The organism is Stenotrophomonas maltophilia, assembly GCF_025642255.1.
Lineage (GTDB): Bacteria > Pseudomonadota > Gammaproteobacteria > Xanthomonadales > Xanthomonadaceae > Stenotrophomonas > Stenotrophomonas maltophilia_P.
The window spans coordinates 3,157,308-3,177,848 of record NZ_CP106759.1 but is presented as its reverse complement, the minus strand read 5'-3'; the positions used below and the strand labels follow the sequence as shown (position 1 = coordinate 3,177,848).

Sequence of the window (20,541 nt, the reverse complement as noted above, 5' to 3'; positions counted from 1 at the left end):
CCATGCCCGGTGGTGTTCCCGATCCGCTTCGCTCGCCGGGCATGGCCCGGCGCTACCGCTCGTGCGCATCAGCCCTGCGCCTGCAACCATTCCCGGAAACGTCGTGCAGGCTCACGCTCGGCGCGTGAGCGCAGCCTCGTCAGCCAGTAGCGGCCCAGTTCCAGCGTCGTGGCGAACGGCTGCAGCAGCCGTCCTTCCGCCAGTTCCTGTTCGAACATGCGCAGCGGCAGCAGGGCCACGCCGGCCCCTCCGGCAGCGGCCATGGCCAAGGTCAGCGACGAATCGAATACCGGCCCGCGCGCCTCCACGCCGCTGACCCCGGCCGCCTGCAGCCAGCGCGGCCATTCGTCATTGCGATAGGAGCGCAGCAGCGGCAGCGTGCCCAGATCACGCGGCTGTTTCAGCCGGCGTGCCAGGGCGGGGGCGCACAGCGGTGCGAACGGCGCATCCAGGATCGCCGTGCAGGCCTGCCCCTGCCAGTCGCCCTCACCGAAGCGGATGGCCAGGTCCAGGCCTTCGCCGGCAAGATCGATGCGGTTGTTGTGCGTCTGCACGCGAAGCTCGATATCCGGATGCGCGGCCTCGAACGCGGCCAGGCGTGGCAGCAGCCAGCCGGTGGCGAAGGTACCCACCACGCCCAGCGTCAGCACTTCGCGGGCCGCTCCCCCCGTGTAGCGCGCGATGCTGGCCGAGATGCGCTCGAACGCTTCGTTGAGCACCGGGAACAGCGCGGCGCCTTCATCGGTGAGGGCGACGCCGCGAGGCAGGCGATGGAACAGGCGGATCCCCAGCCGGTCCTCCAGGCCCCGGATCTGATGGCTCAACGCGGCCTGGCTGACGCACAGCTCAAGCGCGGCGCGGGTGAAGTTCTGGTGGCGGGCCGCTGCTTCGAAGGCGCGCAGGGCGTTGAGCGGCAGAGTCGGATGCAGCATCGGAAAGCCGTGAGCTGAAATGATGACTGATCGTAGCGGGATCCGGACGGCTCGTGGAATCTCCGTTGAATGCCCTTCTTAGGCATGAATGAAATTGATGGCACGTGCTGAAAAAACGCGCTGGTCAGGCGCGGCGGGGGCTTTCGATAATCGGGTTCACTTTCCGGAGGTCCTGCATGTTGCCCCGTCGACGATTCCTTCAGTTCAGTACTTCAGCAGTGGTGTCTTCACTGGCTCTGCCGCTGATCGCCCGTGCTGCCGGCAGGGGCGTTGGCACGTCGGCGGCGGCCGGCGCGATCGCCGCCGCCACGGACTTTGCCGCCCTGGAAAAGGCCTGCGCGGGCCGGCTTGGCGTGACCGTGCTGGATACCGCCAGCGGTCGCCGCATCGGCCATCGCCAGGATGAGCGGTTCCCGCTGTGCAGCACGTTCAAGACGGTGCTGGCGGCCACGGTGCTGGACCAGTCACGGCGCGTGCCCGGGTTGCTGGACAGGCGCGTGCCGGTGCGCGAGGCCGACCTGCTCTCGCATGCGCCGGTGGCGCGCCGCCACGCCGGCAAGGATCTGACCGTACGCGACCTGTGCCGGGCAACGATCATCACCAGCGACAACACGGCGGCCAATCTGTTGTTCGACGTGGTGGGCGGGCCGCCCGCCGTGACGGCCTTCCTGCGCGCTCAGGGCGACAGCGTGACCCGCAGCGATCGTCTCGAGCCGGAACTGAACAGCTTCGCCGAGGGTGATCCACGTGACACCACCACGCCGGCGGCGATGGCCGCGACCCTGCAGCGGCTGGTGCTGGGCGATGCGCTGGCGCCGGGCGCGCGCCAGCAACTGGCCGACTGGCTGATCGACAACGAAACCGGCGATGCGTGCCTGCGCGCAGGGCTGGGCGCGCGCTGGCGGGTGGGCGACAAGACCGGCAGCAATGGCGAGGATGCACGCAATGACACCGCCGTGTTGTGGCCCATGGGGGGAGGGGCACCCTGGGTGATTACGGCCTACCTGCAGGCTGCGGACATCAGCAACGATCAACGCGCCAGCGTCCTGGCGCAGGTTGGACGCATCGCGGACAGGCTGATCGGCTGACGCCCGCCCGTCTCCGGGCCGGGCTTGCTCCGAGGGTCGTGCGCGCGCATCCTGCGCGCGTTCGAAACCACACGGAAGTCCCCCATGAGTCATGAGTTGATCTACCTGCTGCTGATCTTCGCGCTGCTGGTGATCCCGCGCGCGCTGCAGCGCTTCAGCCTGCCCGCACCGCTCACCTGCCTGCTGTTCGGGATCATCGGCATGCTCTGGCTCGGGGACCAGGCGCACGACGCGGTGATCGGGCTGCTGGCCACGCTCGGCATCTCGTCCCTGTTCCTGTTCGCAGGTCTGGAGGTCGATCTGCAGGCGTTGCGCCGTGGCATGTGGCCCCTGCTGGCGCATCTTGTGGTGCGCAGCGCCACCCTGTTCGGCGTCGGCTGGCTGGCCTGGCGCTACGCCGGCCTGCCGTGGCAGGCCGCGGGCCTGCTGGCCCTGGCGCTGCTGACGCCCTCCACGGGTTTCATCATGGATTCGCTGTCGCGGCTGGGTCTGAGCGAGGACGAGCGGTTCTGGGTGACCAGCAAGGCCATCGCCGGTGAGCTGCTGGCGCTGGCGGCACTGTTCATCGTGCTGCAGGCCGGCGATCCCGGTCACATGGCCCTGTCCAGCCTGGCCCTGCTGGCGATGATGGTCGGCCTGCCGCTGCTGTTCATCGCGCTGGGTCGCTGGGTGGCGCCGCACGCGCCCGGTTCGGAGTTCTCGCTGCTGGTCATGGTCGGCATGGTCGCTGCCTACATCACCTACCTGCTGGGGGTGTATTACCTGGTGGGCGCCTTCATCGCAGGCCTGGTCGCACGGCTGCTGCACCAGCGCATGCCGCTGCTGGCCTCGCACGAGAACCTGCATGCACTGCGGCTGTTCGCATCGTTCTTCGTGCCGTTCTACTTCTTCAATGCCGGCACCAAGGTTCCCGCCGAGGCATTGAGCTTCGAAGCGCTGGGGCTGGGCATCGTGATCACCCTGGTGGTGCTGCCGCTGCGTATCGGCGTGGTCTGGCTGCAGCGCCGGCTGATGTTCGGTGAGAGTTTCCGCAGCAGTCTGCGCGTGTCGCTGGCGCTGGCGCCGACGCTGATCTTCACCCTGGTCCTGGCCGCGATCATGCGTGAGCGGTTCCAGATTCCGGCGGTGCTGTTCGGCGCATTGCTGCTGTACGCGGCGCTGACCACCCTGCTGCCCTCGCTGGTGTTCCGCACGCCCTTCGATGTCGACCCGGTCGAGCAGGAGCCGGACGGGGCGGGCGAGGCCGCACCCGTGGCGGCAACCGAGACCCTGGCGGAGGGCGTGGATACGGGGCGTTGAACGGGTGAACGGTTTGCGCAGGCCGGCCATGGTCGTTAGGGTTGGGGCATGAAACTGCCTGCCCTCGTCACTGCTTCTGCCGCCCTGCTCACGCTCGCAGCCTGCTCACAGCCCTCGCATACGGTCGCCCACGACGTGGCGACGGCCCCGGCCGACGCCTTCATGGCTGCGATCGCCGCCCACTGCGGCCAGGCGTATGAGGGCAAAGTGGTGGAGGACACGCCGGCACCGACCGGCAAGGACCCCTTCGCCGGGCAGCGGCTGGTCATGCACGTGCGGGGCTGTGCCGATCCCGGGCATGAGCTGCGCATCCCCTTCCATGTCGGCGATGATCATTCGCGGACCTGGGTCCTGACCCGCACCGAGAGCGGGCTGCGGCTCAAGCACGATCACCGGCATGCCGATGGCAGCCCTGATGCGATCACCCTGTATGGCGGCGACAGCCGTCCGCCGGGTACTGCTGAACGCCAGCAGTTCCCGGCCGATGCCGATTCGGTAGCCATGTTCCGCCGCGCCGACATGCTGGCGTCCACCCACAATGTGTGGGCGATGGAGATCGAGCCGGACCAGCGCTTCGTCTACGAGCTGACCCGTCCCGAAGGCCGCCGCTTCCGTGTGCAGTTCGATCTGAGCAAGCCGGTGGCGTTGCCGCCGGCACCGTGGGGCGACGAGGCCCCGCCGGCAACCGCACCGTAGCGCTCGAATCGGGCCTGACAGTGCCGGGCGATCCCCGGCGAGCGCGGCGGCGGCGATGCCGCCGCACGCCCGCAGGTTCGTTCGCTCAGCGCGTGCCGAAGCGGGCCCGGCAGCCGTTGCTCACCCAGACCTGGCCCCGCGAATAGCCCCAGCTGCGGCCCTCCTGACAGGCGCTGCCCGACAGCTGCTGCTGCAGCACGGGCCGGCCCTGGCGCTCGTCCCAGTCACAGTTCTGGGTGCGGTTGTTGTTGCTGCTGCAGGTAATGGAGTAATTGCTGTTGCCGCCGCCGCCCCAGCCGCCGTTGCCGCCGCCCCAGCCACCGCGGGCTTCAGCGAACTCGGCGCGGCAGCCATTGCTGACCCACACCGCGCCATTGCGCACGCCCCAGGTGCGGCCTTCCTGGCAGGGACTGCCGGACAACTGGCGGACCAGGCGGGCATTGCGCCATCCGACCGGACAGCTGCGTTCACGGTTGTTCTGGCTTTCGCAGCGGATGGTGTCGCCGTTGTTGCCCCCCCAACCGCCATTGCCACCGCCCCAGCCGCCGCGGCCCTCGACGAATTCGGCGCGGCAGCCGTTGTTGACCCAGATGCTGCCGTTGCGGCTGCCCCAGGTACGGCCTTCCTGGCAGGCCGAACCGGACAGCTGGCGTACCAGCTGCGCGCTGCGCCAGCCGGTAGTGCAGACCCGTTCGCGGTTGTTCTGGCTTTCGCAGCGGATGACGCCGTTCTGCGCGGCGGCGGGGGCGGGGGAGAGGGTGAGCCCGGCGAGGGCGCCCAGGCTGAGGGTGACGGCCAGGCTGGCCAGGGACAGCGTTTTCATGGCGAATCCCCATACGGTGTGTGGTGCGCGACTATAAGGACGGAACGGATAAAGCCCGTGTGACTGCCCCGCATTTGCCCCGGCCGGGGCCTCGGCCGCAGAATACGGGGCTTTCCGGCCCCATCGGGTGCCGGCGTTCTCCAGCGGAGCTTTCCCCCATGCGTACCCACTTCTGCGGCCTGGTCGACGAGACCCTGATTGGCCAGACTGTCACCCTCGCCGGCTGGACCGACGTGGCCCGTAACCAGGGCGGCGTCTGCTTCATCGATCTGCGCGATCATGAAGGCATCGTGCAGGTGACGGTCGAGGTCGACAACGCCGAAGTGTTCGCGGTCGCGGCCAGCCTGGGCTACGAGGATGTGCTGCAGGTGGAAGGCGTGGTGCGTGCCCGCCACGCGGTGAACGACAAGATGGCCACCGGCAGGGTGGAAGTGATCGCCACGGCCATTACCGTGCTGAACAAGGCGGCGCCGTTGCCGTTCCACGCTCACGAGAATCCGGGCGAAGATACCCGCCTGAAGTACCGCTACCTGGACCTGCGCCGCCCGGAAATGCAGCGCATGCAGCGCACCCGCATCAAGCTGGTGCAGGCGCTGCGCCGTCACCTGGATGCGCGTGGCTTCCAGGACATCGAAACCCCGATCCTGACCAAGGCCACCCCGGAGGGCGCGCGCGACTTCCTGGTGCCGGCGCGCATGCATCCGGGCGAGTTCTACGCTCTTCCGCAGAGCCCGCAGCTGTTCAAGCAGATCCTGATGGTGGCCGGCTTCGACCGTTACTACCAGATCGCGCGCTGCTTCCGCGATGAAGCGCTGCGTGCCGACCGCCAGCTGGAATTCACCCAGCTGGACATGGAGTTCGCCTTCGTGCGCGAGCGCGACGTGCAGGATTTCGTCGAAGAGATGATCCGCGCCATCTTCAAGGAAGTGGTGGACGTCGACCTGGATGCCAGCTTCCCGCGCATGACCTGGGCCGAAGCGATGCGCCGGTATGGGTCGGACAAGCCGGACCTGCGCATCGCGCTGGAACTGGTGGACGTGGCCGAGCTGGTCAAGGGCAGTGAGTTCCCGGTGTTCACCGGCCCGGCCAACGACGCCGATGGCCGCGTCGCCGCGCTGCGCATCCCCGGTGGCGCAGCGTTGAGCCGCAAGCAGATCGATGAGTACGCTGCGCACGCCGCCAAGTACGGCGCCAAGGGCCTGGCCTACATCAAGATCGCCGACAACGGCGAGGTCAGCTCGCCGATCCAGAAGTTCTTCAGCGAAGACGCCTTCGCCGCGCTGGTTACCCACGTCGGCGCCGGCAAGGGTGACATCGTGTTCTTCGGTGCCGGTGGCTACAACAAGGTCTCCGACTTCATGGGCGCGCTGCGCCTGAAGGCCGGCAAGGACTTCGGCCTGGTCGCCGATGGCTGGCGCCCGTTGTGGGTCACCGATTTCCCGATGTTCGAATGGGATGACGAGGCGCAGCGCTATGTCGCCCTGCATCACCCCTTCACCGCACCGGCCGTGGACGATATTGCCGACCTGCGCGCCAATGCCCGTACCGCGGTCTCGCGCGGCTACGACATGGTGCTCAACGGCAATGAAATCGGCGGCGGCTCGATCCGTATCCATCGCCCGGACATGCAGAGCGCGGTGTTCGAGCTGCTCGGCATCGGCGCCGAAGAAGCGCGTGCCAAGTTCGGTTTCCTGCTCGACGCGCTGAACTACGGCGCGCCGCCGCACGGCGGCATCGCATTCGGCATCGACCGCATCGCCGCGCTGATGGCCGGTACCGAGTCGATCCGCGACGTCATCCCGTTCCCGAAGACCACCGGTGCACAGGATCTGATGACCGACGCGCCGTCGCCGATCGTCGACGAGCAGCTGGCCGAAGTGCACATCCAGGTTCGCCCCAAGAAAAACTGATCAGGAGATCCAGGCAATGACCGAGTTTGCGTTTTCGCTGGAGTGGGAAAAGCTGGGCAATGAAGGCTCCGAGGCCAACCTGGTCACCGAGCGGGCACGCGTGTTCGGTGGTTGGCTGGTCCGCGTCGGTACCAACCCGGCGGCGATGGCCCTGACCTTCGTCGCCGACGGCGAAGGGCGCTGGGACGGTGAAGACTTCGGCGTCGAGGATTACGAAGACGACGAAGAGGAAGAAGAGTACGACGAGGACGAGGAAGGCGAAGAAGAGGACGAGGACGAAGAGGAGTACGAGGAAGAGGACGAGGAAGACGAAGACGCGGAATCGCCCGAGAAGGCTTGACCCGCCCTTCGCGCTGACGTCAACTTCCTGCATGTACTCGATCCGCCGCGCCACCGTGGACGACGCGCCGACCTTGTCGGCGCTGGCCGCACGCACGTTCACCGAGACCTTCGGCCACCTGTATCCGCCGCAGGACCTGCAGGCTTTCCTGCAGGAGTCCTACACGGTCGAGCGCCAGCGCACGATCCTCGCCCACCCGGATTACGCCGTGTGGTTGCTGGAGCGGGAAGGGGAGGCGGTCGGTCATGCCGCCGCCGGCCCCTGTGGCCTGCCCCATCCGGACGTGAAAGCGGGGGATGGCGAGCTCAAGCGCCTGTATCTGATCAAGTCGCAGCAGAGTTGTGGCTGGGGCAGCCGCCTGCTGGAAACCGCCCTGGCGTGGCTGGAGCGCGACGGCCCGAGGACACTGTGGCTGGGCGTGTGGTCGGAGAACTTCGGCGCACAGCGCTTCTACGCCCGTTACGGCTTCGAGAAGGCCGGGCAGTACCTGTTCCCGGTCGGCCAGACCAACGATCTGGAGTTCATCCTGCGCCGCGCGCCGCGAACGGCCTGAGCGCGTTCACCGCCGCTTTCTGCCGGCCTGTGTTCAATCACCTCACGTTTTCGCCCCGCTGATCGCCAGGCTGTTGCACATGACACCCCCCGTACTGCTGCTCCATGGCATCTGGAACGCCCGCGCCTGGGTAGGGCCGCTGGCGTGGCGCCTGCGCGCGCGCGGGTTCCGGGTGCAGACCTTTGGCTATTCCTCCGTGTTCGGCGGCCCGGATGTAGCGGTACCTCAGCTGTTGGAGCGTCTGGCCGATGCCGGACCGCTGTCGCTGGTCGGCCACAGCCTTGGCGGGCTGCTGGCGCTGGAGGCATTGCGCCGGCAACCGCAGCTGCAGGTACAGCGCGTGGTCTGCCTTGGCTCGCCGCTGCGCGGCAGCGGTACCGCGCGTTCGCTGTCCGAGCATGGCTGGGGGCTGGCCTTGGGCCGCAGCAGCGAACTGCTGCTTGACGGCCTGCCCGACTGGCAGGGAACGGCTGCGGTCGGCCTGATCGCCGGTTCGGTGCCGCATGGGCTGGGCAGCCTGCTCGGCGCGATCGACGATGCTTCCGACGGCACGGTGGCGCTGGCGGAAACCCGCCTGCCGGGTCTGGCCGATCATTGCGTGGTGCGTACCAGCCACAGTGGCCTGGTGGTTTCGCCCGATGCGGCACGGCAGACCGCGCACTTCCTGCGCCACGGCCGGTTCGATCACAGCCGCGACGCTGCGGCCGCGTAGGCGCCCGGTCGATGCGCACCGTCCGCCGGGCATGGCCCGGCGCTACCCCGGCAACGATCCTGCGGCGCATTCGCGGTAGCGCCGGGCCATGCCCGGCGAGCGCAGCGGCGCCCATCCGCCCTAGACACGGTTGCAGCGCCCGATCAGGTAGAATCCGCGCCTTGATCCTGAAGCAGCCAGACGGTAGCACCCATGGGTAGAGGCCCCTCCATCGAAGCCCGCAAGAACGCGTCCGACGCGAAGCGCGGCAAGATTTTCACCAAGATCATCCGCGAGATCGGCGTGGCCGCGCGCGGCGGTGGAGGCGACCCCAACAACAACCCGCGCCTGCGCGTGGCGATGGACAAGGGCCTGGCCGTGAACATGTCCAAGGACGTGATCGAACGTGCGATCAAGAAGGCCACCGGTGAGCTGGAAGGCGTCGACTACGAGGAAGTGCGCTACGAGGGCTATGCGCCCGGCGGTGTGGCGGTGATCGTCGATTGCCTGACCGACAACCGCGTGCGCACCGTGGCCGATGTCCGCCACGCGTTCAGCAAATGCGGCGGCAACATGGGGACCGAGGGCTCGGTGGCCTTCATGTTCAAGCGCCTGGGCGTGCTCAGCTTTGCCCCGGGTGCGGACGAGGAGGCGATCACCGAAGCGGCCATCGAGGCGGGCGCCGATGACATCGTCGTCTATCCGGACGATGGCTCGATCGACGTGGTCACCAGCCCTGACGCATTCAACGCGGTAAAGGAGGCGATGACTGCCGCAGGGCATCTCGCCGACCACGCCGAGATCACCTTCCGCGCAGACAACGACATCAAGGTCGAGGGCGAGGTCGCCCTGCAGGTCCGCAAGCTGCTGGACATGCTTGAAGACCTGGACGACGTGCAGGACGTGTATTCGAACGCCGAACTCGGCGCCGACGCCTACGCCTGAGCCGTCACCGACGGCCTGGGCGCGGGCCGTTGAACGGTCACCGCGGACAGTCATGAGCCCATACGCCTGCCAGCGCTTCCCGTTCCGCCCCGCCAGGAGCGCGGCATGACCCGCATCCTCGGCATCGACCCCGGTTCACAGCGGACCGGGGTGGGCATCATCGATGTCGATGCCGCAGGGCGCGTCATCCACGTCCATCACCAGCCCCTGGTACTGCTGGGCGCCGACGATTTCCCGCAGCGGATGAAGCTGCTGGTGCTGGGTCTGGCCGACCTGTGCCGCGAGTACCAGCCGCAGGAAGTGGCGATCGAGCGCGTGTTCATGGCGCGCAACCCCGATTCGGCGCTGAAGCTGGGCCAGGCCCGCGGCGCAGCCATTTCGGCCGTGGTGCTGCGCGACCTGCCGGTGCACGAATACGCCGCCAGCGAGATCAAGCTGGCGGTGGTCGGCCGTGGTGGCGCGGAAAAGCAACAGGTTCAACACATGGTCGGGCTCATGCTCAACCTGAAAACCAAGCTGCAGGCCGACGCGGCAGACGCGTTGGCGGTAGCGATCACCCACGCCCACGTAAGGGCGACGGCCAACCGCCTGGGGCTCAGCGCCCGCCAGGCGTGGGGTCGCAAATGAGGAGCTGCACGCAATGATCGGTCGACTGCGCGGCATCGTCGCCTACAAGGCGCCGCCGTGGCTGGTGGTGGACGTGAATGGAGTGGGCTACGAACTGGAGGCGCCGATGAGCACCTTCTACGACCTGCCCGAGCTCGGACGCGAGGTCACGCTGTACACCCATTACGCGCAGAAGGAAGACAGCGTCTCGCTGTACGGCTTCCTGCGCGAGGGCGAGCGTCGGCTGTTCCGCGATGTGCAGAAGGTCAGCGGCATCGGCGCGAAGATCGCGCTGGCCGTGCTGTCCGCTGTCAGCGTCGAGGAATTCGCGCGCATGGTGCAGGCGGGCGACATCACCGCACTGACCCGCATCCCGGGCATCGGCAAGAAGACTGCCGAGCGCATGGTGCTGGAGCTGCGCGACCGTGCGGCCCAGTTCGGTGCCGGCGGGGCGCTGCCGACCGGCAGCGGTCCGGCCCCGGCCGACCCGCTGTCCGATGCCACCGTGGCGCTGCAGCAGCTGGGTTACAAGCCGGCCGAAGCGGCCCGCATGGCCCGTGATGCCTTCAACGAAGGCGACGAAGTGGCCACGGTCATCCGCAAGGCCCTGCAGTCGGCGCTGCGCTGAGCCGCGTCCTTTTCCTCCCCCCATCGCCTGAGCTTCGCCAGGAGTCCCATGTCCAGCAGTCAAACCCCGCACGCAGCCGCCCCTGGCGGACACGGTCACGCCCCCCCGGCCGGGGGACTGGCGCTGGTCATCGGTGCGATCGGTGTGGTCTTCGGTGACATCGGTACCAGCCCGCTGTACACCCTGAAGGAGGCGTTCTCGCCGCACTACGGGCTCAACAGCGACCACGACACCGTGCTCGGCGTGCTGTCGCTGGCGTTCTGGGCGCTGAACATCGTGGTCACCCTGAAGTACGTGACCATCATCATGCGCGCCGACAACGATGGCGAGGGCGGCATCATGGCGTTGATGGCGCTGACCCAGCGTACGCTGCGCAACGGCTCACGCTCGGCCTACGTGGTGGGCATCCTGGGCATCTTCGGTGCGTCGCTGTTCTTCGGTGATGGCGTGATCACCCCTGCGATCTCGGTGCTTGGTGCCGTCGAGGGCCTGGAGGTGGCCGCACCGGGCCTGCACGCGTTCATCGTGCCGATCACCGTTGTGGTCCTGCTGATGGTGTTCGCCGCGCAGCGTTTCGGCACAGAGAAGATCGGCAAGGCGTTCGGCCCGATCACCTCGGTGTGGTTCATTTCGCTGGCGGCGATCGGCATCTACAACATCATCGATTCGCCGGAAGTGCTGAAGGCGTTCAACCCGTGGTGGGCGATCCGCTTCTTCATGGAGCACAGCTGGCACGGCATCTTCATCCTTGGCGCCGTGGTGCTGGCGGTCACCGGTGGCGAGGCCCTGTATGCCGACATGGGCCACTTCGGTGCCAAGCCCATCCGCCATGCCTGGTACTTCTTCGTGCTGCCGTGCCTGGTGCTGAACTATCTGGGGCAGGGCGCGCTGGTGCTGAACCACCCCGAAGCGGTGAAGAATCCCTTCTTCGAAGCGGTCCCCGACTGGGCCCTGTATCCGATGATCATCCTGGCCACGATGGCGGCAGTGATCGCCTCGCAGTCGGTGATCACCGGCGCGTTCTCGGTCTCGCGCCAGGCCATGCAGCTCGGCTACATCCCGCGCATGCGCATCAAGCACACTTCGCACGACACCATCGGCCAGATCTACATCCCGGGCATCAACTGGGGCATCGCGGTGATGGTCATCGGCCTGGTGCTGGCCTTCCGCAGCTCGTCGAACCTGGCCGTGGCCTATGGCATCTCGGTCTCGGCCACCATGCTGATCGATACGCTGCTGCTGGCCCTGGTCGCGCGCTCGCTGTGGCCCAAGGCGCGCCATTGGATCCTGCCGCTGTGCGTGGTGTTCTTCATCATCGACGTCGGCTTCGTCATCGCCAATGGCGCCAAGCTGCTGCAGGGCGCTTGGTTCCCGGTCGTGCTGGGCATCTTCCTGTTCACCATGATGCGCACCTGGCGCCGTGGCCGAGAGCTGCTGCGCGACGAGATCCGCAAGGACGGTATCCGCATCGACACCTTCCTGCCGGGCCTGATGCTGGCGCCGCCGGTGCGCGTGCCGGGTACCGCGGTGTTCCTCACCGCTGACCCGACCGTGGCTCCGCATGCACTGATGCACAACCTCAAGCACAACAAGGTGCTGCACGAGCGCAACGTCTTCCTGCATGTGGAAACCCTGCCCATTCCCTATGCGATGGAGGGGCAACGGCTGAAGATCGAATCGGTGGGCGACGAGTTCTACCGGGTCTATGTCCGCTTCGGTTTCATGGAGACGCCGGACGTACCGTTGGCGTTGATGCGCTCCTGCGACCACGGCGGGATCTATTTCGATCCGATGGACACCACCTTCTTCGCCAGCCGCGAGACCATCGTCGCCACCGCCAACCGCGGCATGCCGATCTGGCGCGACAAGCTGTTCGCGCTGATGCATCGCAACGCTGCGCCGGCCACGGGCTTCTTCCGGATTCCGGGCAACCGTCTGGTTGAGTTGGGCGCACAGGTGGAGATTTAATCTCCACCTGCGTTACGTCCCACGATTTGCTGCGCAAACCGTGGGCCCCGCGCGCATTCCACCTTATCCCCCCGCCTATCGGCGCGCCCCCTTGAACAACAAGGGGGCTCCTCTTGCGGAGATGCTGCGTGCCTGAAACTGAGCCCACTCTCCTGCTCTGTTCCATCCACGCATGGCGTGGATCTTCCGTGTCGACCAAGGTCGACACCTACCATCAGATCGCGGCCAACTGTCGAAGGCGGGGTGGGTCCGGTTGCGGGGGCGTGAGCCGCATGGATGCGGCGACCGAGCTTACATGGACGTACTTGCAGCGTCCCCCGCAACCGGACCCACCCCGCCATTCCCCAGGAAGCCCGCTTCGGCTGTTGCTGTTGAGGTTGCCGGCCAGCGGCCGGCACTACCGCGGGCGCCGGGCGCAGCCCGGCCGAAACCCGCGCTTTTGCCGCATAATCAGCACATGACCGACGACCGCATCATCGGCGCCGGCGCCACCCGCGAGGATGACGCCGCCGACGCCAGCATCCGCCCCAAGCGACTGGCCGATTACCTGGGCCAGGCGCCGGTGCGCGAGCAGCTGGAGATCTACATCGAAGCGGCCAAGGCCCGTGGCGACGCGCTCGACCATGTGCTGATCTTCGGTCCGCCGGGGCTGGGCAAGACCACGCTCAGCCACGTCATCGCCAACGAACTGGGGGTGGCGCTGCGGGTGACATCCGGTCCGGTGATCGAAAAGGCCGGTGATCTGGCCGCCCTGTTGACCAACCTGCAGCCACACGACGTACTTTTCGTGGACGAGATCCACCGCCTGTCGCCGGTGGTCGAGGAAGTGCTGTACCCGGCGATGGAGGATTTCCAGATCGACATCATGATCGGCGAGGGCCCTGCGGCCCGCTCGATCAAGATCGACCTGCCACCGTTCACGCTGATCGGGGCCACCACCCGCGCCGGCCTGCTGACCGCGCCGCTGCGCGACCGCTTCGGCATCGTCCAGCGGCTGGAGTTCTACAGTGTCGAGGAGTTGACCCGGATCGTACGCCGCTCGGCCACCATCCTGGGCATCGACTGCACCGCCGATGGCGCAGGGGAGATCGCGCGCCGTGCGCGTGGCACCCCGCGCATCGCCAACCGCCTGCTGCGGCGGGTGCGCGACTACGCCCAGGTGAAGGCGGGTGGCCATATCGACGTGGCGGTCGCCCAGGCGGCCATGCAGATGCTCAAGGTCGACCCGGAGGGCTTCGACGAGCTCGACCGGCGCCTGCTCAGGACGCTGGTGGACTACTTCGACGGTGGCCCGGTCGGCATCGAATCGCTGGCCGCCGCGCTGTCCGAAGAGCGCGGAACGCTGGAAGACGTGGTCGAACCCTACCTGATCCAGCAGGGCTTCCTGGTGCGCACCGCGCGCGGCCGCATGGCCACCCACAAGGCGTACCGGCACATGGGCCTGAAGCCGAAGAACCCGCCGCAGGACCTGTTCGCGGAGGTTCCCGATGTCGGTTGAGCCACTATTCAGTTGGCCGACACGCATTTACTGGGAAGATACGGACGCAGGCGGGGTGGTCTACCACGCCCGCTACGTGGCCTTCATGGAACGGGCCCGGACCGAATGGATGCGCGCGCTGGGCTATGGCCAGGAGCGCATGCGCAGCGAGCACGGCATGGTCTTCGCGGTACGTGCCATGCAGATGGACTTCATCCGGCCGGCGCGGCTGGATGACCTCCTGCAGGTGAGTGCCACGCTGGTCCAGCTGAAGAAGGCCAGCATGGTCTTCGATCAGCGGATCGAGCGCGACGGCGAACTGCTGCTGTCGGCGCAGGTCCGCATCGCCGCACTGGACGCGGCCAGTTTCCGCCCGCGTGGCATGGACGACGCCGTCCTTGCCGTGCTGCAACCCTACCTCCACCCCGAATCCGAACACTGAGGAACAACGGATGATCGCAACGCTCCTGGCCCTGCAGGCCACGGTCACCGAGGCACTGCCGGCTGACGTCAGCAACGCCGCGACCCAGACCCTTGCCCAGGCCACCACCGGCGGCGGCATCAACTACCTCGAACTGATGGCCAAGGCCAGCCTGCCGGTGAAGATCATCGTGCTGCTGCTGCTGGTCGGCTCGTTCGTCAGCTGGGTGATCATTTTCCGCAAGGCCCGCGTGTTCAAGCAGGCCACCCGCGAGGCGGACGAGTTCGAGAACCGCTTCTGGTCCGGCGCCGACCTGGGCAAGCTGTACAGCTCGGCCACCGACCGCAGCCGCAACGTGGGCGGCCTGGAGGCGATCTTCGAGGCGGGCTTCCGCGAGTTCACCCGCCTGCGCGACAAGCGCCGGCTGGATGGCCGTGCGCAGCTGGAAGGCGCGCAACGTGCGATGCGCACCACCTACACCCGCGAAGTCGATCAGCTCGAGCGCAATCTGGAACTGCTGGCCAACATCGGCTCGACCGCGCCTTACGTGGGCCTGGTCGGCACCGTGTTCGGCATCATGGTGACCATGCACGACATGATCAGCAGCGGCGCCCAGGCCGGCATCGCCTCGGTCGCCCCGGGCATCTCCGAAGCGCTGTTCGCCACCGCCATCGGCCTGTTCGTGGCAATCCCGGCGGTGTGGGCCTACAACCGCTTCACCACCCGTGTGGAGCGCATGTCGGTCCGTTTCGAGACCTTCGCCGACGAGTTCAGCTCCATCCTGCAGCGCCAGAGCGCTGGCGACGAGTAAGCGCCTGACCCGGGAGTCCAAGCCATGTCCGCTGCCATCGGTCGCCGCAAGCGCCGCAAGCTGAAATCGGAAATCAACGTCGTTCCCTATATCGACGTCATGCTGGTGCTGCTGATCATCTTCATGGTCACCGCGCCGCTGCTCACCCTGAGTTTCGACGTGGACCTGCCGAACTCCAATGCCAAGGCGCTGGAGAGCAAGCAGGATCCGGTGATCGTTTCGGTGCGCCAGGACGGCCAGCTGAGCCTGAAGCTGCCCGACGCCAAGGAGCCCACGGCCGTGTCTGCCGAGGAGCTGGAAGGGCGCCTGGCCGGCATCGCCGCACAGGACAAGGGCCTGCGCGTGATCGTCGCCGCCGACCGTGCCGTGGCCTATGAGAAGGTCATCGCGGCGATGGACGTGATCAAGCGCGCGAAAGTGGACAAGGTAGGCCTGGCCACCGATGCACGCTGAGACCCTGCCGCCTCCGCGACAGCAGGAACCGGGCTGGGGCCTGCCCCTGGCGCTGGCCGTGCTGGTGCACCTGCTGGTCGCGCTGGTGTTCATCCTGGCGTGGCTGTGGTCGCCCACGCGCAATACCGATGCCGCTGCCGGTGATCCCTCGGTCGAGGCCAGCCTGGCGCTGTCCGCGTCGGAGGCGGCCGCTGCGCGCCAGGCCCTGCGCCAGTCGGAGAAGCTGGAAGATCTGCCGCCGCCGGTTGCCGAGCCGATTCCGGTGCCCGAGGACACCATTCCACCGCCGCAGCCGATTCCCGAGCCACGTCCGCAGGATGCCCCCACGCCGCAGCAGCAACAGGCGCAGGAGCGTGTCGCCCAGCCCGATACGCAGGACCAGGAGGCGGTGAGCGCACTGGCCATCTCGCAGGAGAAGGCCCGGCAGGAACAGGAAGCCAAGCGCCGCCAGGAGCAGATCGACCTGACCGAGCGCAAGCGCCAGGAAGAAGCCGAGCAGAAGCTGCGCCTGGCCAAGCAGCAGGAAGAAGACGCCAAGAAGAAGCGTGCCGAGCAGGAGCGGCAGGCCGCCGACCAGGCCGAGGCCGAACGGCAGAAGAAGATCGCCGAGATCCGTGCCAGGCGCGAACAGGCGGAGAAAGAAGCCAAGCTGGCCGAGCAGAAGCTGCGCCAGGTCGCCGCCGCGCGCAACGCCGCCGGCAGCGCGCCGGCCGGCAACACCGGTGCGGCACAGCCGGCCGCTGGGGGCGGTGGCAACAGCGACGATCTTTCGGCGAAGTACGCCGCCGCGATCCAGGCCAAGGTTCGCAGCGCCTGGACGCGTCCAGACAGTGTGCCGCTGGGCCAGCGCTGCCAGATCACCATCACCCAGATTCCGGGGGGGCAGGTGCTGCAGGCCAAGGTGGGCGCCAACTGCCCCTATGACGAAGCCGGCAGGCGTTCGATCGAGGCTGCAGTGCTCAATGCGCAGCCGTTGCCCTATCGCGGATTCGAATCGGTGTTTGCCCGCACGCTCAACCTGACCTTCACCGCGCAGGATTGATCGGCCGCGCGGGCCGGCCTGCGGGTCGCCCCGTCGCGCGGCAGCCGACCGATACGTTAATGGGGCGTGAGAGGACGGGCTGGAACTGACCCGGAATTCACGTACCCTTGGTTCATGATTGCGAAGCGGTTCACCGCCGCTTTGCTATCCCTCGTTCCGGTTTCCCCCTATTGAGCGCTCCATGAAGAAGATGCCTCGTTGGCTTGCCGTGTTTGCGGCCCTGTTGCTGCCCTTCGCTGCCGTCGCGCAGCAGAGGGGACTGGATATCGACATCATCGGCGGCAACGCGTCCGCGCTGCCGATCACCATCGTGCCGATGCCCTACCAGGGCTCGTCGGCCGCACCGCAGACCGATGTCGCCGGTGTGGTCCGCGCCGACCTGGAACGTTCGGGCCAGTTCCGCACCCTGCCCGAAGCGCAGATCGTGGAAAAGCCTGTCCGTGGCGGCGAGATCCAGTTCGCCACCTGGCGCGCGCTGAAGCAGAACTACATCGTGGTCGGCCGCGTGCTGGACGCCGGTGCCGGTGCCTACCGTGTCGAGTACGAACTGTTCGACGTGCCGAAGGGCGAGCGCCTGCTCGGCCTGGCGATGACCGCCCGCGGCAATGCCATGCGCGACGTCGCCCACCAGATGGCCGATGCCATCTACGAGAAGATCACTGGTGTCCGGGGTGCCTTCTGGACGCGCATCGCCTACGTGACCGCCAGCGGCAAGGGCGACGCCATGCGCTATGCGCTGATGGTGGCCGACTCCGATGGCTACAACCCGCAGACCATTGTGCGTTCGGCCGAGCCGCTGCTGTCGCCGTCGTGGAGCCCGGATGGTGGCAAGCTGGCCTACGTCAGCTTCGAGCGCGGCAACTCGGCCATCTACATCCAGAACATCGCCACCGGTGCCCGTGAGCTGGTCACCAGCTTCCGCGGCATCAACAGCGCGCCTGCGTTCTCGCCGGACGGCCGCAAGCTGGCCCTGACCCTGTCGCGCTCCGGCAACCCGGAAATCTACGTGATGGACCTGGGCAGCAAGCAGCTGACCCAGCTGACCAACCACTTCGCCATCGATACCGAGCCGACCTGGGCACCGGACGGCAGCGCGGTGTACTTCACCTCCGACCGCGGCGGCCGTCCGCAGGTCTACAAGGTCGGTGCCGGCGGCGGCAGCGCCGAGCGCGTGACCTTCCAGGGCAACTACAACGCCAAGCCTTCGGTGTCCTATGACGGCAAGAAGATCGCCGTGGCCCAGGGCTCGGGCAACAGCTACAAGATCGCGATGATGGACAGCTCGCTGGGCTCGCCGCGCTGGAGCACCCTGTCCCCGGGTTCGCTGGATGAATCGCCGAGCTTTGCGCCCAACGCAAGCATGGTGCTGTACGCCGCCCGCGAAGGTGGCCGTGGTGTGTTGTATGCCGTTTCGGCCGATGCGCGGGTTCGCCAGCGCCTGGTTCTGGCCGATGGTGATGTGCGCGAGCCGGCATGGTCCCCATACCGTACCCAGCGCTAAAAGAGTGTTAATATTTTCGCTGTCTTGAACCCCTCATCGGCCTAGGAGCCACAAAGGTATCGCCATGAACAAGTCCACCCGTGTTCTGCTTGTTTCCCTGCTGTCTGTGGCCGTCCTGGCCGGTTGCTCGAAGAAGGTGAAGGAAGAGCCGGCAGCCCCGGTTGACACCGGCACCTCGACCACCACCCCGACCGGTCCGTCGACCTCCGGCCTGTACGGCCCGGGCGACCTGGATACCGATGCCTGCCTGCGCCAGCGCGTTGTCTACTTCGACCTGGACAAGGAAGACGTGAAGCCGGAATTCCAGGCCATCATGGCTTGCCACGCCAAGTACCTGCGTGACCGCCCGTCCTCGCGCATCACCCTGCAGGGTCACACCGACGAGCGTGGTTCGCGCGCGTACAACCAGGCCCTGGGCGAGCGTCGTGGCAACGGCGTCAGCTCGGCGCTGCAGGCCAACGGTGGCTCGGCTTCGCAGCTGACCGTCGTGTCCTACGGTGAAGAGCGTCCGGTCTGCACCGAGTCGAACGAGTCCTGCTGGTCGCAGAACCGTCGCGTCGAAATCGTCTACACCGCGCAGTAATCCATGCGCATTGGCATCAAACTGATGCTGGTCGTTGCGGCAGCCCTCGTAGCTGCCGCACCGGCGCATGCACAGCGACAGAGTCTGGCCGATCGTGTCGGCGCGCTCGAGCAGCAGATGTACAACAACAGTGCCAACCAGGACCTGTTGAACCAGATCAACCAGCTGCGGCAGCAGGTGACCAGCCTGCAGGCCTCGATCGAGCAGTTGCAGCACGACAACGCCCAGCTCAAGCAGTCCGCCCAGGATCAGTACCTGGACCTGGACAGCCGCCTGAACCGGTTGGAAGGGGGCAATGCCCCGGTCCTGCCCCCCGTTCCGGCGAACGCGCCGCAGGCCGCACCGGCCCCGGCCAAACCGGCAGCGGCGGCCACTTCCGAGCGGCCGCCGTCCATCCATGGCGATCCCGGCAGTCTGGCCGCCACGGGTGATGAGCGCACCGCCTACAACGTCGCCTTCGATTCGCTCAAGGCCGGCAAGTACGATGATTCGGCGCAGCTGTTCCTGAGCTTCCTGCAGTTGTATCCGAACGGCGTGTACGCGCCGAATGCACTGTACTGGCTGGGCGAGAGCTACTACGCCACCCGCAATTTCCCGATGGCCGAGACCCAGTTCCGCGAGCTGCTCTCACGCTATCCGACCCATGACAAGGCCGCGGGCGGCCTGCTCAAGGTCGGCCTCTCGCAGTATGGCGAGGGCAAGGTCGATCAGGCCCAGCAGACGCTGGAGACCGTCGTGGCGCAGTACCCCGGCTCGGACGCCGCGCGCACCGCGCAGGACCGCCTGCAGTCGATCCGCCTGGGCCAGCAGATCCGCTGACCGGGCGTACAATACGTGTCCCGTAGCGCCGAGCTCATGCTCGGCTGCTTTCGTTTCCGGATCGGCCAACCCGCCCGGATCCGGTAGCGCCGGGCCATGCCCGGCGGCTCGCGTCACCGGCTGGGCCATGCCCGTCCGGTTGCTGTTGTAGAGCCGAGCCATGCTCGGCTGCTTTCGTTACCGGCCACGGTAGCCCATCCGCCACGTGTCCCACAAAGAAGCTCCCGCCATGACCGCCGTTATCCCGTCCAACGCCGTCGCCACCCCCAGCGACATCGTGCAGTCGCCCCTGCCGCGCCTGAAGATCACCGAGATCTTCACCTCGCTGCAGGGCGAAGCCGATACCGCCGGCTGGCCGACCGTGTTCGTTCGCCTGACCGGCTGCCCGCTGCGCTGCCAGTACTGCGACACCGCCTACGCCTTCCACGGCGGCACCTGGTGGGATATCGACGACATCGTGGCCGAAGTGCTGGCCCAGGGCGTGCGTCACGTCTGCGTGACCGGCGGCGAGCCGCTGGCGCAGAAGCGCTGCCTGGTGCTGCTGCAGAAGCTGTGTGACGCCGGCCTGGACGTCTCGCTGGAAACGTCCGGTGCGCTGGACGTCAGCGCGGTGGACCCGCGCGTATCACGCGTAGTCGACATCAAGACCCCGGGTTCGGCCGAGGTGGCGCGCAACCGCTGGGAGAACCTGCCGCTGCTGACCGCACGCGACCAGATCAAGTTCGTCATCTGCAGCCGCGAGGACTACGACTGGGCCAAGGCCCTGCTGGCCGAGCACGAGCTGGTGAAGCGTTGCACGGTGTTCTTCTCGCCCAGCAAGGGGGAGATCACCGCGCGCCAGCTGGCCGACTGGATTGTTGAAGACCGGCTTCCGGTACGCTTCCAGATGCAGCTGCACAAGATTCTGTGGAACGATGAGCCGGGCCGCTGAGGCCACCCTTGTTTCCTGATGCAA

General features: G+C 67.2%; 22 protein-coding genes. 20 read left to right on the top strand and 2 right to left on the bottom strand.

The genetic code is table 11. From position 1 onward, the window contains the following. Positions 1-68: 68 nt before the first annotated feature. Complete coding sequence (gene ampR, locus N8888_RS14615; RefSeq protein WP_263175434.1) at positions 69-932, bottom strand: LysR family transcriptional regulator AmpR; 864 nt, start codon at positions 930-932, stop codon at positions 69-71. Positions 933-1,108: 176 nt separating this feature from the next. Between ampR and blaL2 the strand changes: the two genes are divergently transcribed. The 3 genes from blaL2 to N8888_RS14600 all read left to right on the top strand — a co-directional run bounded on the left by blaL2 (position 1,109) and on the right by N8888_RS14600 (position 4,015). Continuing rightward, positions 1,109-2,020, top strand: a complete 912-nt coding sequence (gene blaL2, locus N8888_RS14610) for a L2 family extended-spectrum class A beta-lactamase (RefSeq protein ID WP_193396486.1) — start codon at positions 1,109-1,111, stop codon at positions 2,018-2,020. A gap of 84 nt (positions 2,021-2,104) precedes the next feature. Further along, positions 2,105-3,319, top strand: a complete 1,215-nt coding sequence (locus N8888_RS14605) for a cation:proton antiporter (protein WP_053519375.1) — start codon at positions 2,105-2,107, stop codon at positions 3,317-3,319. 48 nt (positions 3,320-3,367) lie between these two features. Further along, a complete protein-coding gene (locus N8888_RS14600; protein WP_053519373.1) occupies positions 3,368-4,015 on the top strand; it encodes a hypothetical protein in 648 nt (215 codons plus the stop codon). 85 nt (positions 4,016-4,100) lie between these two features. Here the strand turns inward: N8888_RS14600 and N8888_RS14595 are convergent, their stop codons facing one another. After that, a complete protein-coding gene (locus N8888_RS14595; RefSeq protein WP_065174757.1) occupies positions 4,101-4,838 on the bottom strand; it encodes a DUF3011 domain-containing protein in 738 nt (245 codons plus the stop codon). Positions 4,839-4,996: 158 nt separating this feature from the next. Here N8888_RS14595 and aspS point away from each other — a divergent pair, with 158 nt between their 5' ends. The 17 genes from aspS (at position 4,997) to queE (ending at position 20,517) form a co-directional block, all read left to right on the top strand. Continuing rightward, positions 4,997-6,748, top strand: a complete 1,752-nt coding sequence (gene aspS, locus N8888_RS14590; RefSeq protein WP_263175428.1) for an aspartate--tRNA ligase — start codon at positions 4,997-4,999, stop codon at positions 6,746-6,748. A 16-nt stretch (positions 6,749-6,764) separates the two neighbouring features. After that, complete coding sequence (locus tag N8888_RS14585; protein WP_053519367.1) at positions 6,765-7,088, top strand: hypothetical protein; 324 nt, start codon at positions 6,765-6,767, stop codon at positions 7,086-7,088. Between the two features lie 31 nt (positions 7,089-7,119). Further along, the gene (locus tag N8888_RS14580) at positions 7,120-7,641 is read left to right on the top strand and encodes a GNAT family N-acetyltransferase (RefSeq protein ID WP_065174759.1); all 522 of its coding nucleotides are present in this window, start codon (positions 7,120-7,122) and stop codon (positions 7,639-7,641) included. A gap of 79 nt (positions 7,642-7,720) precedes the next feature. After that, positions 7,721-8,353 (top strand): esterase/lipase family protein, encoded by a 633-nt coding sequence (locus N8888_RS14575; protein WP_053519363.1) that lies wholly within the window; start codon positions 7,721-7,723, stop codon positions 8,351-8,353. 192 nt (positions 8,354-8,545) lie between these two features. Continuing rightward, on the top strand, positions 8,546-9,277 hold the full coding sequence (locus N8888_RS14570; protein WP_053519361.1) for a YebC/PmpR family DNA-binding transcriptional regulator: 732 nt from the start codon (positions 8,546-8,548) through the stop codon (positions 9,275-9,277). Positions 9,278-9,382: 105 nt separating this feature from the next. Next, a complete protein-coding gene (gene ruvC / locus N8888_RS14565; protein ID WP_053519359.1) occupies positions 9,383-9,904 on the top strand; it encodes a crossover junction endodeoxyribonuclease RuvC in 522 nt (173 codons plus the stop codon). A gap of 13 nt (positions 9,905-9,917) precedes the next feature. Then, positions 9,918-10,511, top strand: a complete 594-nt coding sequence (ruvA, locus tag N8888_RS14560; protein WP_053519357.1) for a Holliday junction branch migration protein RuvA — start codon at positions 9,918-9,920, stop codon at positions 10,509-10,511. 48 nt (positions 10,512-10,559) lie between these two features. Continuing rightward, complete coding sequence (locus N8888_RS14555; protein ID WP_053519356.1) at positions 10,560-12,479, top strand: potassium transporter Kup; 1,920 nt, start codon at positions 10,560-10,562, stop codon at positions 12,477-12,479. Positions 12,480-12,936: 457 nt separating this feature from the next. Further along, positions 12,937-13,977, top strand: a complete 1,041-nt coding sequence (gene ruvB, locus N8888_RS14550) for a Holliday junction branch migration DNA helicase RuvB (RefSeq protein WP_065174760.1) — start codon at positions 12,937-12,939, stop codon at positions 13,975-13,977. Further along, a complete protein-coding gene (ybgC, locus tag N8888_RS14545) occupies positions 13,967-14,398 on the top strand; it encodes a tol-pal system-associated acyl-CoA thioesterase (protein WP_053520250.1) in 432 nt (143 codons plus the stop codon). Before ruvB ends, ybgC begins: the two co-directional genes overlap by 11 nt. Before the next feature lie 10 nt (positions 14,399-14,408). Further along, positions 14,409-15,188, top strand: a complete 780-nt coding sequence (gene tolQ / locus N8888_RS14540; RefSeq protein ID WP_053520249.1) for a protein TolQ — start codon at positions 14,409-14,411, stop codon at positions 15,186-15,188. 24 nt (positions 15,189-15,212) lie between these two features. Further along, entirely contained in the window at positions 15,213-15,641 is a 429-nt protein-coding gene (gene tolR, locus N8888_RS14535) for a protein TolR (protein ID WP_053520248.1), read from the top strand. Further along, the gene (gene tolA, locus N8888_RS14530; RefSeq protein WP_053520247.1) at positions 15,631-16,683 is read left to right on the top strand and encodes a cell envelope integrity protein TolA; all 1,053 of its coding nucleotides are present in this window, start codon (positions 15,631-15,633) and stop codon (positions 16,681-16,683) included. The genes tolR and tolA overlap by 11 nt, the downstream gene beginning before the upstream one ends. 181 nt (positions 16,684-16,864) lie before the next feature. Next, complete coding sequence (gene tolB, locus N8888_RS14525; RefSeq protein ID WP_053520246.1) at positions 16,865-18,184, top strand: Tol-Pal system beta propeller repeat protein TolB; 1,320 nt, start codon at positions 16,865-16,867, stop codon at positions 18,182-18,184. Between the two features lie 64 nt (positions 18,185-18,248). Continuing rightward, positions 18,249-18,767, top strand: a complete 519-nt coding sequence (gene pal, locus N8888_RS14520) for a peptidoglycan-associated lipoprotein Pal (RefSeq protein ID WP_005418510.1) — start codon at positions 18,249-18,251, stop codon at positions 18,765-18,767. Between the two features lie 3 nt (positions 18,768-18,770). Further along, a complete protein-coding gene (gene ybgF / locus N8888_RS14515) occupies positions 18,771-19,586 on the top strand; it encodes a tol-pal system protein YbgF (RefSeq protein WP_053520245.1) in 816 nt (271 codons plus the stop codon). Between the two features lie 229 nt (positions 19,587-19,815). Continuing rightward, complete coding sequence (gene queE, locus N8888_RS14510; protein ID WP_180875522.1) at positions 19,816-20,517, top strand: 7-carboxy-7-deazaguanine synthase QueE; 702 nt, start codon at positions 19,816-19,818, stop codon at positions 20,515-20,517. The last annotated feature ends 24 nt before the right edge of the window (positions 20,518-20,541 follow it).

Bases quoted from the DNA above. Each gene is read 5' to 3' on its own strand.
- ampR (WP_263175434.1), bottom strand. From the start codon at position 932: ATGCTGCATCCGACTCTGCCGCTCAACGCCCTGCGCGCCTTCGAAGCA.
- blaL2 (WP_193396486.1), top strand. From the start codon at position 1,109: ATGTTGCCCCGTCGACGATTCCTTCAGTTCAGTACTTCAGCAGTGGTG.
- N8888_RS14605 (WP_053519375.1), top strand. From the start codon at position 2,105: ATGAGTCATGAGTTGATCTACCTGCTGCTGATCTTCGCGCTGCTGGTG.
- N8888_RS14600 (WP_053519373.1), top strand. From the start codon at position 3,368: ATGAAACTGCCTGCCCTCGTCACTGCTTCTGCCGCCCTGCTCACGCTC.
- N8888_RS14595 (WP_065174757.1), bottom strand. From the start codon at position 4,838: ATGAAAACGCTGTCCCTGGCCAGCCTGGCCGTCACCCTCAGCCTGGGC.
- aspS (WP_263175428.1), top strand. From the start codon at position 4,997: ATGCGTACCCACTTCTGCGGCCTGGTCGACGAGACCCTGATTGGCCAG.
- N8888_RS14585 (WP_053519367.1), top strand. From the start codon at position 6,765: ATGACCGAGTTTGCGTTTTCGCTGGAGTGGGAAAAGCTGGGCAATGAA.
- N8888_RS14580 (WP_065174759.1), top strand. From the start codon at position 7,120: ATGTACTCGATCCGCCGCGCCACCGTGGACGACGCGCCGACCTTGTCG.
- N8888_RS14575 (WP_053519363.1), top strand. From the start codon at position 7,721: ATGACACCCCCCGTACTGCTGCTCCATGGCATCTGGAACGCCCGCGCC.
- N8888_RS14570 (WP_053519361.1), top strand. From the start codon at position 8,546: ATGGGTAGAGGCCCCTCCATCGAAGCCCGCAAGAACGCGTCCGACGCG.
- ruvC (WP_053519359.1), top strand. From the start codon at position 9,383: ATGACCCGCATCCTCGGCATCGACCCCGGTTCACAGCGGACCGGGGTG.
- ruvA (WP_053519357.1), top strand. From the start codon at position 9,918: ATGATCGGTCGACTGCGCGGCATCGTCGCCTACAAGGCGCCGCCGTGG.
- N8888_RS14555 (WP_053519356.1), top strand. From the start codon at position 10,560: ATGTCCAGCAGTCAAACCCCGCACGCAGCCGCCCCTGGCGGACACGGT.
- ruvB (WP_065174760.1), top strand. From the start codon at position 12,937: ATGACCGACGACCGCATCATCGGCGCCGGCGCCACCCGCGAGGATGAC.
- ybgC (WP_053520250.1), top strand. From the start codon at position 13,967: ATGTCGGTTGAGCCACTATTCAGTTGGCCGACACGCATTTACTGGGAA.
- tolQ (WP_053520249.1), top strand. From the start codon at position 14,409: ATGATCGCAACGCTCCTGGCCCTGCAGGCCACGGTCACCGAGGCACTG.
- tolR (WP_053520248.1), top strand. From the start codon at position 15,213: ATGTCCGCTGCCATCGGTCGCCGCAAGCGCCGCAAGCTGAAATCGGAA.
- tolA (WP_053520247.1), top strand. From the start codon at position 15,631: ATGCACGCTGAGACCCTGCCGCCTCCGCGACAGCAGGAACCGGGCTGG.
- tolB (WP_053520246.1), top strand. From the start codon at position 16,865: ATGAAGAAGATGCCTCGTTGGCTTGCCGTGTTTGCGGCCCTGTTGCTG.
- pal (WP_005418510.1), top strand. From the start codon at position 18,249: ATGAACAAGTCCACCCGTGTTCTGCTTGTTTCCCTGCTGTCTGTGGCC.
- ybgF (WP_053520245.1), top strand. From the start codon at position 18,771: ATGCGCATTGGCATCAAACTGATGCTGGTCGTTGCGGCAGCCCTCGTA.
- queE (WP_180875522.1), top strand. From the start codon at position 19,816: ATGACCGCCGTTATCCCGTCCAACGCCGTCGCCACCCCCAGCGACATC.